Here is a 13,482-nt window from a genome sequence, read left to right as displayed (position 1 = left end):
TCTAATCGAAAAGCCTTATACTTAAACTAGCACAAACAGAAAGGAAGAGTGAGATGACTCATCAAAATCGACTTTCTCAAGAAAAATCCCCTTATTTACTCCAACACGCCAATAATCCAATTGATTGGTATCCGTGGGGAGAAGAAGCATTCAATAAGGCAGAAAAAGAAGACAAGCCTATCTTTCTATCTATTGGCTATTCAACTTGTCATTGGTGCCACGTCATGGCCCACGAATCCTTTGAGGACGAAGGTGTTGCTCGTTATATGAACGACCATTATGTCGCTATTAAAGTGGACCGCGAAGAGCGTCCAGATATTGATTCTGTCTACATGAAAATTTGCCAAATGATGACAGGGCAAGGCGGTTGGCCCTTAACGATTGTGATGACGCCTGAAAAACGACCTTTCTTTGCGGGGACTTATTTCCCTAAGGAGCGAAGACAGCAATTGCCAGGCTTAGTAGATGTATTGTCGCATGTTCACCGTATTTATAAGGAAGATAAAAATCAGTTAGCTGACATCGAAAAAAATGTAAAAGCTGCTTTGGATAAAACAATTGAGCGAGAAAAAGGAGAAGGTTTGTCGAAAGAAACCATTGATCAAGCCTATCAAACACTTGAACAACGTTTCGATCTGGTGTTTGGTGGCTTCGGAACGGGACAAAAATTTCCGCAAGCGCAAAACTTACTATTTTTATTGCACTATTATCAAGTAACTAAGACTAAAAAAGCCCTCTATATGGTGGAACACACGTTAGTTAATATGATAAAAGGGGGCATTTGGGATCAACTTGGTTTTGGGTTTTCACGCTATACAGTAGACCGTCGTTGGAAGACGCCGCACTTTGAAAAAATGCTCTATGATAATGCCATGCTATTAATGGTGCTAGCAAGTAGCTATCAAATAACTAAAAAGCCATTTTATAAGGAAAAAGCCCTTCAACTGGTAACCTTTATTAAAGCTGAAATGACAGCTGAGGAAGGTGGTTTTTATTCAGCCATTGACGCCGATTCAGAAGGTGAAGAAGGAAAATACTATACATGGACATTCTCAGAAATCTACGACCATTTAGATGAAGAAACGGCAGATTTGTTTGTCGATGTTTATGGTGTGTCGCCGCGCGGAAACTTTGAAGGGAAAAACATTCTTTACTTACCGCAACTTGATTTTTCAACTTATGCAGCAGACTATGGCTTATCAGAAGAAGAAATCGTTATGACATTGAGTCAAGCATGCCAAAGTTTGTTAGCGGTTCGGAAGGAGCGCGTTTACCCGCATCTGGATGATAAAGTACTAACGAGTTGGAACAGTTTAATGATTGCGGCTCTAAGTCAGGCAGCTGCCGTTTTCCAAGACACTGATATGCTAGAAATGGCAAAAAAGGCTCTTCTTTTTATAGAAGAGAAGCTTTACGAAAATGGCCGATTGCAAGCTCGCTACCGTCAAGGTGAGGCCAAGTTCCATGCCTACTTAGATGATTATGCCTTTTTATCATGGGCTTATTTAAGCCTCTATGAAGCAGGGGCTGACCGCAAGAATTTAGAAAAAGCGATGGCGACGTGTAGAGAGATGGAAGATTTATTTTGGGATACGGAGTTAGGCGGCTTTTTCTTTAGCGGCAGTGACAGCGAACAAATGATTGTTCAAGAGAAAGAAGTCGTTGAAGGCGGCTTGCCATCAGGTAATAGTATCGCAAGCTTTGTTTATGCCAAGCTAGCCTTAATGACAGCTCATAGCCACTATGAAAAGCGGTTAAATGAACTCCTAAGTATTTTCAATACCGATATAAAAGAAGCACCGGCTTCCACACCAAGCTTAATGAGAAGTTTGCTCTTAACCCATTACCCAAGTCAGCAGGTCCTTGTTTTCGGCAAAGAAAAGGCGCGCTTTTTAGAAAAATTACAGACCGCTTACTTACCAAATGTGGTGACCTTGCTGGCTGATGACGCAGCGGACTTGGCCGATTTGGCTCCTTATACAAGCGATTATCCGAATAATCCGGGTCAAACCATGATTTATGTGTGTCAGAATTTTACTTGCCAACGACCGACAACGGATATGCAAGAAGCAATGGCACAGATATTGGAAGGTTAGTCGTATTTTATTGAAAATTTAAAGACTCTTGTCTTGCATTCACTTTGTAAAAAATCTACACTATTGTAGGTAATGATGGACTGCGAAGATTGTTTGGTGGAGCTGGCAGTAGTCATGATGAAAGGTGAGAGATAATGCTAGAGTTAAAGAATATTACAAAAGAATACCGAACAGGTGACGAAACCGTTCAAGCATTAAAAGGCATCAATTTGAAATTCCGAAGCAACGAATTTGTGTCTATTCTGGGTCAAAGTGGTTCAGGTAAGACAACGATGCTGAATATTATTGGAGGATTAGATCAATACAGTAGCGGTGATTTACTAATCAATAACAAATCAACAAAAGACTTTAAAGAAAAAGATTGGGATACTTACCGAAATCACTCGGTTGGGTTTATTTTCCAAAGTTACAACTTGATTCCCCATCAATCTGTTTTGGCAAATGTGGAGCTTGCCTTAACCTTATCAGGTGTATCAAAAGATGAACGCCGTGAACGTGCGCGTGATGTCTTAACTAAAGTTGGGTTGAAAGACCATATGAATAAACGTCCTAGCCAATTGTCAGGTGGACAGATGCAACGGGTTGCTATTGCGCGTGCCTTGATTAATGATCCGGAAATCTTGCTGGCTGATGAACCAACAGGGGCCTTGGATTCTGAGACAAGTGTTCAAATTATGAACCTGCTAAAGGAAATTGCCTCTGATCGTTTAGTAATTATGGTTACCCATAATCCTGATTTAGCAGCAGAATATTCAACACGAATTATCAAAGTGCTAGACGGTGAAATTTTAGAAGATTCCAACCCGACAACGGAGAGCGAATTACGTGAGAGTACCGTTCTAAAAAATGAAAAGACCTTTATGTCCTTCTTTACAGCACTAGGACTAAGTTTTAATAACTTACTGACTAAAAAAGGACGGACCTTCTTGACGGCTTTCGCCGGCAGTATTGGGATTATTGGAATTGCCTTAATTCTTTCCCTTTCTAATGGGGTTCAAAACTATATTTCACGTATTGAAGAAGATACCTTGTCGTCTTATCCGCTAACGATTGAAGAGTCGACTTTGGATATGTCGGTGATTATGCAGGCTTTGATGGGTGTGAATGCGAGCGCGTCAAACGAAGCGACAGACGGTGAAGTAACGGCAACACCGATTATGAAAGATGTTATGGATACTTTGTCAAATCGCCAAGGTTCAAATAACTTAGAAGCTTTTAAAACATTTTTGGAAACCGATAGCCGTGTAGGGGATGTGACGAATGCCATTCAATACAGCTATAACCTTCCAATCAATATTTACAGCCAAGACAGTGTTGATGGTGTGCTAAAAGTGAATCCATCACAAGTTCTTGATGCTATTGGGATGGGCCAAATGATGGCAGGCGGTGGTAATCCGTTGCAAAACGCATTATCTGGTGGTAGTGCGGCTTCTTCTCAAATGAATATCTGGACTGAAATGCTAGATAATCAAGACTTATTAGAAACACAATATGATACCTTGACTGGTCGCTGGCCAGAAGAGGCAAATGAAGTAGTTTTAATTGTGGATGAAAACAATAGTGTCAGCGATTATATGTTGTATGCACTTGGCTTGTTGAGTCAAGAAACGCTAGCAGATAATTTTGAAAAAATCATGAATGGTGAAGGCGTAGATATGGAAGATGCACCTGCTTATTCTTATGACGAATTAATGGCAATGACCTTCCAATTAGTGTTAGATACCGATATGTATGAAAAAGAAAATGACCATTGGGTAAATCGCAGTGACGATGAAGCCTTTATGGAAGACGTGATTGCCAACAGTCAAGCGTTAAAAATTGTTGGGATTATGCGTCCAAATGAGGAAGCAATCACTGGACAAGAAACAGGATCAATTGGTTACACAAGCAACTTGAAAGAATGGGTCATTAACCAAACAAACGAAGCAACGATTGTAAAGGAACAAAAAGAGAACCCAGAAATTAATGTCTTTACGGGTCTGGAATTCCCAGAAGATAGTGGCGAAGAATTTAATTTAGCTAATTTATCAGATGAACAACGTGCCTATATGGCAACCTTGTCTGAAGAAGAATTGGCAGAATTAATCGCTACTTATCAAGACAATGCCAATGCCACTTATGACGCAAACCTAGCAACATTAGGTGCAGTTGATTTGGCTAAACCATCATCTATTAATATTTATGCGAAAGACTTTGAAGCGAAAGATAGTTTAGAAGCCTTAATTGCTGAATACAATGATGCAGAAACAGAAGCAGGTCGTGATGAAAATACGATTACTTACTCTGACTTGGTGGGAACATTGATGAGTTCGGTAACGTCAATCATTAACATCATTTCTTACGTATTGATTGCCTTTGTAGGTGTATCCTTAGTTGTATCTTCTATTATGATTGGGATTATTACTTATATCTCTGTTCTAGAACGAACAAAAGAAATTGGTATTTTACGAAGCGTCGGAGCATCTAAGAAAGATATTTCTCGCGTCTTTAATGCCGAAACCTTTATTATTGGTCTCTTATCAGGTGTGCTAGGAATTGGTATTACCTTACTATTGAATGTTCCGATTAATATCATCATTAAAAATATGACAGGTATTTCAGGTATCTCTTCGCTACCAGCAATGGGTGGTATTGGCCTCATTTTAATCAGTTTAATTCTAACTGTAATTGCAGGCGTGATTCCATCTCGTATGGCAGCTAAGAAAGACCCAGTAGAAGCACTTCGCTCAGAATAAAATAGCTTACAGAATCAGTCAGACGCTAAAAACGTCTGACTTTTTTTATAGGCCAAGGCGGACTTGTCCGCTTTTCTTATTAGCAATTGTCCAGCAGAAACAGCACCTTTCCGCAAAATGGGTTATTTTTTTTCTGACTTTCATTTCCATTTTTCGTTAACTTATGCCAAACTAGATAAGACGAGAATGACAGGAAAGAAGTGACAGAGATGAAAGCACAACGGTTGTTTTTGATGCCTAGTGAGCAGGATGAAAAGCGCTGGGTAGCTGAAATTACAGGTGAAGATAAGGTCTTTCGAGTGAAACGTGATTTTCAACCGGAAATCAGCGAGGGACAGTGGGATATTTATGATGGATGGTATCAAATTCATGGTACTGCTAATGGCGTTAGTCCATTTACAAAGGAATATGTCCATGTAAAAGAGGGCAGGATGCTGCGTCATTTGCCTTTCTCCTATGTGTTGGGGCATTTGGAAGAGATTAAAGCAGCTCAGCCACAGAGAATGGAACGGATGCGCAAACAAATTTATGCGATTTTAAATGAGATTAAGCTAGCTGTTCCTTATGAGCCAGTGGAAGAAGCGATTGAACGCCAAAAGGAAGATTGCGATATGTGTGATGAGCCGGAACAGTTGTTAGGCGCGCTATCGACCTTATTGAAACGAAAAGAAGCGATGATTAAGGAGTATCAAAAAATATTTGAAAATTGGCAGCAAGACTGGTAATAAAAAAAGAGGGTGCTAACGTTGCAATCGGCTAGATTATCTTTATAATTAATAGAGTTGAACAGTAGCAGAGCAGAATGAAAAGTGGGGGTTTGGTATGAGTAAAATAGGCTTTGATTCCAAGAAATATATTGAAGAGCAGTCGCGTTATATTTTAGAACGCGTCAATCATTACGACAAATTGTATTTAGAATTTGGCGGCAAATTAATCGGAGACAAACATGCCAAGAGAGTCCTTCCAGGTTTTGATGAAGATGCTAAAATTAAGTTATTACAGCGGTTAAAAGACCAAGCTGAAATCGTGATTTGTGTGTACGCCGGCGATATTGAACGTAATAAGATTCGCGGAGATTACGGTATTACTTACGATATGGATGTTTTTCGTTTGATTGATGAATTTAGAGAGTTCGGCTTGAAAGTCAATAGCGTTGTGATTACACGCTACCACGGTCAGCCATCAACCAAGTTATTCATGAACAAACTGACAAAACGCGATATTAAAGTGTATACCCACAACAGTATTGAAGGTTATCCATCAAATATCGACTTGATTACAAGTGAAGAAGGCTTCGGCCAAAACGACTATATTGAAACAACAAAACCAATTGTTGTCGTGACGTCACCAGGTGGCGGTAGCGGGAAATTAGCAACCTGTCTAAACCAGTTGTACCATGAAAATCAACTCGGTCGTAAAGCAGGTTACTCTAAATTTGAGACGTTCCCGGTTTGGAATATTCCATTGAAACACCCCCTAAACGTTGCCTATGAAGCAGCAACCGTGGACCTAAAAGATGTAAATATGATCGACAACTTCCATTACGACAAATACAACAAGATTGCGGTTAATTATAATCGCGACATCGAAACGTTTCCGATTATCAAACGGATTATCGAGCGTATCACAGGTGAAGAATCCATTTACCAATCACCGACTGATATGGGCGTGAACCGTGTTGGCTTTGGGATTACAGATGACGCTGTCGTTCAAGAGGCTTCTAAACAAGAAATTATTCGTCGTAGTTTTGCAACAGAATGTGACTATAAAAAAGGCTTAATCGGCGAAGACATTATGTACCGAATGAAGATGTTGTTGGAAGATGTGGGCGTGCAACAAGAAGACCGTCCGCCTGTTCTACCAGCTCGTCGTTATGCAGAAAAGTTACGTGCTCAGACAGAAACCAATGATGCGAAATCAGTGATGGCCTTTGAATTAAGAGATGGTCGCATTGTAACAGGACGTACCTCTAATTTAATGGATTCTTCTTCTGCAGCTATTTTGAACGCTATTAAAGTATTAGCCAATGTCGCTGACGAGATTCCATTATTGTCTCTGACTATTTTAGAAACCATTCAAAGAACAAAAGCAGATGTTTTACATAATCGTATGCCTGTTTTGAACGCCAACGAAATTTTAATTGCTTTAGCGATTAGTGCGGTTACTAACCCAACTGCCCAATTGTGCTATAATAAATTATCTGAATTATCAGGTGTTCAAGCCCATTCAACGGTGATGTTGAAAAAAGATGACGAACAAATTTTAAGAAATCTAGGTTTGAATATTACTAGCGATCCAGTTTATTCATCAGAAAACCTATATTATATTTAAGCATGAAAAACTAATCGGACTGCCGACGCTGCAATCCGATTATTTTTCGTAAAGAGGAGGATAACAGATGTTATCATTTGAGGAAAAAAAACGTATTTTTGATAGCTATTCAGAATTAGAAAGCCAAGCAGTTTCCATGAACCGCTTAAACTATCACTTTAAAGGTAGTGCAGTAGCTAAAACCGTATTGGTTCGCTTCTTACATCCGAACGGTAATGCCTTTATTTATGCCGGCTACCTACCAAAAGAAGAAACTAAAAAAGGTTATATTTCTGTTTTAGAAGAAGATGAAGAAACGATTCGCGGTCTAGTAGAAGAGGCCATCAGCTTTTTAAAGAAAACAGAATTGGGCTATGAAGATGGCTATTCAGAATTGTGGTTTAGTAAAAGTGGTGACGTATTGCGCCTACAATTTGAAAATCCAGTATGGTCGGTTTTATTACCAAGCGATCAAGTAGAAGGGATTTTTAAAACAAAAGAACAAGCTGAATCCTATCTACATGATGAAGGATTCCAGAAAGGATAGTTGAAGACAAAAAGATGGCAACAAGAGGAAGAAAGAAAAAAGATGAATTAGATGTTAGTTTAAAAGTTGTAAATGGTATTTTAGCCGCTGCAGCGGTCTTATTTATATTAATGACCCAGCCATTACCGGTAATTCAAGGGTGGATAGAGGATTTATTTTTAACAGAAACGGTGCCCGCATCTGAACTTACTTATTTAGAATACGATGGCGTCAATCAAGTGATTGAAGTGAACGGCAACAAGCCAACGTTTGACGCTGATGAATTATCACTCGATGATGGAAGCTGGCAGTCGTTTAGCGAGTTAGACCGCTTAAACCGTGTGGGCGCTGCCCACGCCATGTTGGGAACTGATTTATTCCCGCTTGAAGAACGCGAGCCATTATACATCGATCCAACCGGCTGGAAACAGAAGAAATTAGATAACGGCCAATGGTTATATAACCGTAGTCATTTGATTGGCTTTCAATTAACGGGTGAGAATAATAATATTCGTAACTTGATGACAGGGACTAGAAGTTTAAATAATCCCCATATGCTACGTTTTGAAAATGATATTGATTATTACTTAGAACAAACGAATAATCATGTGCGCTATTTAGTTGAACCGATATTTAGAGATGATGAACTGGTCGCTAGAGGCGTTCATATGATGGCTCAATCGGTTGAAGATGAAGGGTTAAGCTTTAATGTTTATATCTTTAATATTCAAGATGGCTACGAAATCAATTATCAAGACGGCAGTAGTCGTAAGAGTAAGTAATAAAAAGAAGACAGTAAGCAAGTGAGAGTGGTAAAATAAAGCCAATTAAACTTGCAAACGTTAATTGGAGGACTCACGATGAAATTAACCTTTCTGCCAAAAACAAAGTTGGGTAAGCTTTCAAATTGGGCAATGGTCTATTTTTTACTTTCCTTTGGTTTTGTCGCTGTTATTCGCAGTATTTGGGGTGGCCCAGATGTCACCCAAACGATTTTGAATTGGCTATTACTGCTCGTTCTTTTTTCAGCAGGTGTAGCTGCTTTTATTAGTCTGTTTGGTAACTTAGTGGCGATTGTTTGGCGAGAAGATCGTTCGATTATTGGTATTATTATCTTTATTTTGTCTGTTCCCTTATGTGCACTTGTGGCAAGTTTCTTGTTAGGTAGCTATATGATATAGGAGGGAATCCTCATGCAAAAATTGGTTCCAAATTTGTGGTACGATACGCAAGCTCTTGAAGCAGCCCAATTTTATACGAGTTTGTTCGATGATTCTCGTATTAATTGGACGACAATCGTTGAAGATACGCCATCTGGTGATTCAGAGCAGCTGTCTTTTACACTAGCTGAATGAACTGTTTTGTGCCATGTATGATACGTCATACATGGTTTTTTTATTTGAATAGGAGACCCAAATATTTAATAGTTAAAGTTGATTGTAATTGTATACACCAATATACTAAGTATAAGAGGTGATGAGTATGAAAATAATTCAGAGCAGTACACAAAAATCTGGGCATAGCATGATGACGACATTACCACCGGATGTCTTAGAGAAACTCGATATGAGCGCTGGAGATCACATTGAATATGTTATAAAAGAAAATGGTGTTGAAGTTCGTAAAGCATCTGATAGAGAAAAAGATTTTTTAGCAACGGTTAATGCTGCGATGGACGATTACAATGCGGCACTTGAAGAGCTTATTAATCGATGATTCGTTATTTAGCTGTGATGATTAATGAAAGCTAAGTTACGCAACTACATTTACCGCGTATAATAAAAACATAAAATTGACATAAATTAGTTTAAAGGAGGTTATTAAATGGATTATGAAACAGACGATATTTTGTTTGAAACCATCCGTGAACAAAATAAACAATACTTGAACATTTTTGAAGCTGACTTGAAAGCAACTCATTTAAAGATGAATACTATTAGCAATCATTTGGCTACTGTTGATTTCTATATTAATACCTATCTTTTGTATTATGAACCTTTGGAAATGGCTGCTGGTTGCGGCAATGAAATTCATGGGTTTTTAGGCGACTTCTTCATACGAAAAGCTATGTGGTCAACACCTGTAACAATAAAATCAACGGCTGCAAGCATCAAGAAGTTTTATAAATCTATGCTGGATCACGGTCATGTTGATAAAGAAAGTTACTTGATTCTATGCGATGATATTAAAGAAAATATGTCAGATTGGCAAGCTGAGTGTGAGGATTACAATAATTCCGATGATTTAGATTGGTGAGATTCTTTCGTGTAGTAATGAACGGGTATCTCCAATTTACCTAAAGAGCTAACCTGTGATGTATACTGTAAAAAAACCAACTGTGAAAGAGGGATTTCATGCCATTACGTGACTTAATAACGCAATATCAAGCTTATAATCAACAAGAAATAACCGACCAAAAAGAGATGTTGGCCTATTTAGACCAGTATGACAATCTCTTAACGCGAGAAAATTCGGCTGCTCACTTTACCGTATCGGCATGGGTAGTGAATGATGATTGGACAAAAACGGTGATGGCGTACCATAACATCTATCAATCGTGGTCGTGGTTAGGTGGTCATGTCGATGGCGAACCAGATTTACTTCAAGTTGCTCTAAAAGAAGTCCAAGAAGAAACAGGCTTGAGTCAACTCAAACCTGTCCAAAATAGTATCTATTCGATTGAAATTTTACCTGTGCCTGCTCACGTTAAGAAGGGCCAACCGATTAAAGAACACCTGCATTTAAACATCACCTATTTAATACAAGCTGATGAAAGCGAGAAACTGCGAGTCAAAGAAGACGAAAACAGTGCCGTTGCTTGGATGCAGCTTGAAGAGGCTGTTGAAAAAAGTACAGAAGCCGAAATGAAAGTTGTTTACCAAAAACTAAATGATAAACTTGCTGAACTAAAAGCCGCGCCTCACTAAGGCAGCTTTTAGTTTTTTTAGTTGGATGTCTAGTTGTTTAGTCGGCAGCGCCACATTAATCCGCTCAAAGCCGTCACCTTCAGATCCGAATATATAACCTTCATCCGTGAAAAATTCTGCTTCTTCATGTAGAAACTGTTCGAGTTCCTCATTGGATAAACCGAGCGCTCTAAAATCAAGCCACTGCAAGTATGTTCCTTCTGGCAGAGGTGCTTTGATTAATGGAAATTCCTGTTCGAAGAAATCATGGACTAATTGATGGTTGGTACGAATGACTTTTAACAGCTCATCTAGCCATCTTTCTGATTGGGTATAGGCGAGTTCGCATGCCTTATAACCAAAAGCATTAATCAGATCACCACGAACTAAGGCAACTTCTTTTTTAAAGCGGCTGCGAACATCAGGATCTTCAATAATAATATTAGAGAGGCCTGCGCCAGCCAAGTTAAAACTTTTAGATGGAGCGGTACAGCTAATCATCCGACTAGCTAACTGGGGATGGATGGTTGCTGTGACATGATGGTGGTGACCACTTGCCACAAAGTCATACCAAATCTCATCAGAAATCAAAAATAAATCATGTTTAATAACAATATCGGCTAGCTTTTCTAGCTCTTCTTTTGTCCACACACGACCAACTGGATTATGAGGGCTACAGAACAATAAAATCTTATTGTCGCTGTGAGCAGCAGCCTTCTCAAAGCCTTCGAAGTCAATGGTGTAATAGCCATCCGTCTCGATTAAAGGCACATTGACTTCCTTGCGGTCATTATCTAAAATCGCCTCTAAAAATGGATGGTAAACGGGGCGGAAAACAATGACCCCATCGCCAGCTTTTGAAAAAGCACGAATTGCCGCATAAAAAGCAGCCACAATCCCTTGCGTATGCACAATCCAATCCGCTTCAATCGTCCACTGATGGCGTTTCTGTTGCCAATCAATCACTGCTTTTTGAAAGCTCGCATAGGGAGCCGTGTAACCTAAAATACTGTCATCTAAATAAGCTTTCAGTCCCTCGATAACTTCCGGGGGATTTTTAAATTCCATATCCGCGATAGACAGAGGTACCGCGTCGGGAGAAACATCTGCCTTCCAAGCAATCATCTGGTCCCATTTCACTGAGCCGACCCCTCTGCGATCCACCAATGATTCAAAGTCGTAAGTCATCCGCCAACACCTCCATTAATGATAGCTTTAGTGTACCATGTTAAGCCCTTTTATAAATAAAAAAGAAGAGCTTCAGCTCTATAAAAGTCGCTGTATCTTACTGGAGACAATAAAAAAAGCACCCAGCTAGTGGGTGCGCGTTCGTACTTAATCAAATGATCGTCTTTCGTCATCAATATCAACAATATGCTCGATGTCTTGCACATATTCGTAGGCTCCCATATAAGTGCCATCTTCATCACGAAGGGCTTTATAAGTCACCATCACGAAATTGCCGCGTGCACGGAACCAAAGTGTTTCAGAATCTTTGATGCCTGCTTTAAAGTCAGCAATCAGTTGACGAACCATGGGTTGGCTCTTTGGTGGGTGACAGTTATAAACTTCACGTCCTAAGGCATTTTTAGTACGTGGGAATAATTTTTTGCCAGGCCCATTATTAAAGTATTTTACTTTATCATTGGCATCGACAAAGGTTAATTCAAGCGGTTGTTCGTTTAGAATTTTTTCTAATTCTTTCATGGTTAGATAACCAGTCTCGAATTGGATATTACCGTCTTTGTCAGTTGGAATACCATTTGTTTGGAATTGATGGCGCTCGGGCTGCCATTTTGCTTCGGGTTGAATCATGCAGTAGCCAATTTCTTCTGATTCAGCAGCGATAGACAACCAGTCATCTTCATTGAAGAATGGCATAATCATCGGTAACATGATTTCTTCTTCTTTGACAATCATCTCTTCGATTTCGTATTTCATTTTATCAAAAGCTTCGACTGCTTGGTCTAGTTGGTCTGTTTCGATTATGAGACGGAAATCCTTAATAAATTGACGAATCTCATCATCGACTCCCCACATCACTTTTGGTGGTGCAGTTAGGCCGTAGCGTTCCATGATAGGAAAGAAGGAGTTTTCCTTGCGGCTATAGTGGTTGTCGATTTCCCACAAGATGTCGAGTTGCAATAGTAAACCATGCTTTAAGTCGGCAGCTTGTTCTTCTAAGTAAACAACTAACAGCTTTTCAAGACGATCAAGTGCGGTCTCGATAGCAAGATTTTCTTCCTTAATCACACGAATTGGGTGGCCAGGTTTGTCTTGTTCTTCGCTAAATTCATAGACTGATTCAATCGAACCATTAAACAAAGAAGCGTGGACATTACAGAGCAACATAATCTCTTCAGCTTGAATACCTTGGCTCATTAAACGACGTTCCATAACGGAGATTTCAAAGGCACTCACTTGTTCGAAGTGTTCTTTAAATTCAGCTTTAATGTTTTCTTCGTCTTCTCCAGCATGGAGCCGCAAAATTAAGTCTTTTAAAATGACTTGGCGTGCTTCAAACTCTTTTGAACGTTCACTTTGTAGTTTCAATTAAAGTTCAGACTCCTTTACTGTAAAACCATGCTCTGCTAATTTTTGCGCAACAGTCTCATAACTTAAACCGAATTGCTTAGCTGCACGACCTAACGTCATCATTCTGCCAGCTGTTTGCAACATTTTATCATCGCGTAAAGGTGCAAACCCAAGGCTGATAATAACTTCACGAATTTCAGGGAATTTAGAAACTGTCTCAAACACGGTATCTTTAAGGCTAATCTCTTTCATTGTTCATTCCTCACTTTGTTCATCTATATTAATGTATGATTATTCACATAATTGCTTTTATCATAAAGAAAAGAAAGTGAGTTTGCAAGGAGATTTAGGGGGAGTTACAAAAATAGCTGAGT

Annotated in this window: 14 protein-coding genes; 11 read left to right on the top strand and 3 right to left on the bottom strand. The window is 39.3% G+C overall.

The window, feature by feature from the left end; all coding sequences use genetic code 11:
• Positions 1 to 53 precede the first annotated feature (53 nt).
• The 11 genes from G7057_RS03620 (at position 54) to G7057_RS03570 (ending at position 10,594) form a co-directional block, all read left to right on the top strand.
• Positions 54 to 2,096 (top strand): thioredoxin domain-containing protein, encoded by a 2,043-nt coding sequence (locus G7057_RS03620; RefSeq protein WP_166161425.1) that lies wholly within the window; start codon positions 54 to 56, stop codon positions 2,094 to 2,096.
• A 134-nt stretch (positions 2,097 to 2,230) separates the two neighbouring features.
• On the top strand, positions 2,231 to 4,831 hold the full coding sequence (locus G7057_RS03615) for an ABC transporter ATP-binding protein/permease (RefSeq protein ID WP_166161423.1): 2,601 nt from the start codon (positions 2,231 to 2,233) through the stop codon (positions 4,829 to 4,831).
• A 209-nt stretch (positions 4,832 to 5,040) separates the two neighbouring features.
• Complete coding sequence (locus G7057_RS03610; RefSeq protein ID WP_166161421.1) at positions 5,041 to 5,556, top strand: hypothetical protein; 516 nt, start codon at positions 5,041 to 5,043, stop codon at positions 5,554 to 5,556.
• Between the two features lie 97 nt (positions 5,557 to 5,653).
• The gene (locus G7057_RS03605; RefSeq protein WP_166161419.1) at positions 5,654 to 7,162 is read left to right on the top strand and encodes a DUF1846 domain-containing protein; all 1,509 of its coding nucleotides are present in this window, start codon (positions 5,654 to 5,656) and stop codon (positions 7,160 to 7,162) included.
• Between the two features lie 67 nt (positions 7,163 to 7,229).
• Positions 7,230 to 7,688 (top strand): hypothetical protein, encoded by a 459-nt coding sequence (locus G7057_RS03600; protein ID WP_166161417.1) that lies wholly within the window; start codon positions 7,230 to 7,232, stop codon positions 7,686 to 7,688.
• Between the two features lie 14 nt (positions 7,689 to 7,702).
• A complete protein-coding gene (locus tag G7057_RS03595; RefSeq protein ID WP_076768393.1) occupies positions 7,703 to 8,449 on the top strand; it encodes a DNA/RNA non-specific endonuclease in 747 nt (248 codons plus the stop codon).
• A gap of 78 nt (positions 8,450 to 8,527) precedes the next feature.
• Entirely contained in the window at positions 8,528 to 8,848 is a 321-nt protein-coding gene (locus tag G7057_RS03590) for a hypothetical protein (RefSeq protein WP_076768394.1), read from the top strand.
• 12 nt (positions 8,849 to 8,860) lie between these two features.
• A complete protein-coding gene (locus G7057_RS03585; protein WP_166161415.1) occupies positions 8,861 to 9,022 on the top strand; it encodes a VOC family protein in 162 nt (53 codons plus the stop codon).
• 127 nt (positions 9,023 to 9,149) lie between these two features.
• A complete protein-coding gene (locus G7057_RS03580) occupies positions 9,150 to 9,383 on the top strand; it encodes an AbrB/MazE/SpoVT family DNA-binding domain-containing protein (RefSeq protein WP_166161413.1) in 234 nt (77 codons plus the stop codon).
• A 108-nt stretch (positions 9,384 to 9,491) separates the two neighbouring features.
• Positions 9,492 to 9,923, top strand: coding sequence for a recombinase (locus tag G7057_RS03575; RefSeq protein ID WP_166161411.1), 432 nt, complete (start codon positions 9,492 to 9,494; stop codon positions 9,921 to 9,923).
• 98 nt (positions 9,924 to 10,021) lie between these two features.
• The gene (locus G7057_RS03570) at positions 10,022 to 10,594 is read left to right on the top strand and encodes an NUDIX hydrolase (protein ID WP_166161409.1); all 573 of its coding nucleotides are present in this window, start codon (positions 10,022 to 10,024) and stop codon (positions 10,592 to 10,594) included.
• On the opposite strand, the gene G7057_RS03565 is transcribed toward G7057_RS03570, so the two are convergent.
• The 3 genes from G7057_RS03565 to G7057_RS03555 form a co-directional block, all read right to left on the bottom strand.
• The gene (locus G7057_RS03565; RefSeq protein WP_166161407.1) at positions 10,574 to 11,761 is read right to left on the bottom strand and encodes a MalY/PatB family protein; all 1,188 of its coding nucleotides are present in this window, start codon (positions 11,759 to 11,761) and stop codon (positions 10,574 to 10,576) included. The genes G7057_RS03570 and G7057_RS03565 overlap by 21 nt on opposite strands.
• Before the next feature lie 147 nt (positions 11,762 to 11,908).
• Positions 11,909 to 13,126, bottom strand: coding sequence for a DUF438 domain-containing protein (locus G7057_RS03560; RefSeq protein ID WP_166161405.1), 1,218 nt, complete (start codon positions 13,124 to 13,126; stop codon positions 11,909 to 11,911).
• A complete protein-coding gene (locus G7057_RS03555; protein ID WP_076768401.1) occupies positions 13,127 to 13,360 on the bottom strand; it encodes a DUF1858 domain-containing protein in 234 nt (77 codons plus the stop codon).
• Positions 13,361 to 13,482: the final 122 nt, after the last annotated feature.

The organism is Jeotgalibaca arthritidis (assembly GCF_011100465.1).
GTDB lineage: Bacteria > Bacillota > Bacilli > Lactobacillales > Aerococcaceae > Jeotgalibaca > Jeotgalibaca arthritidis.
The sequence above is the reverse complement of the archived record's forward strand: the minus strand, read 5'-3'. Positions and strand labels throughout refer to the sequence as shown.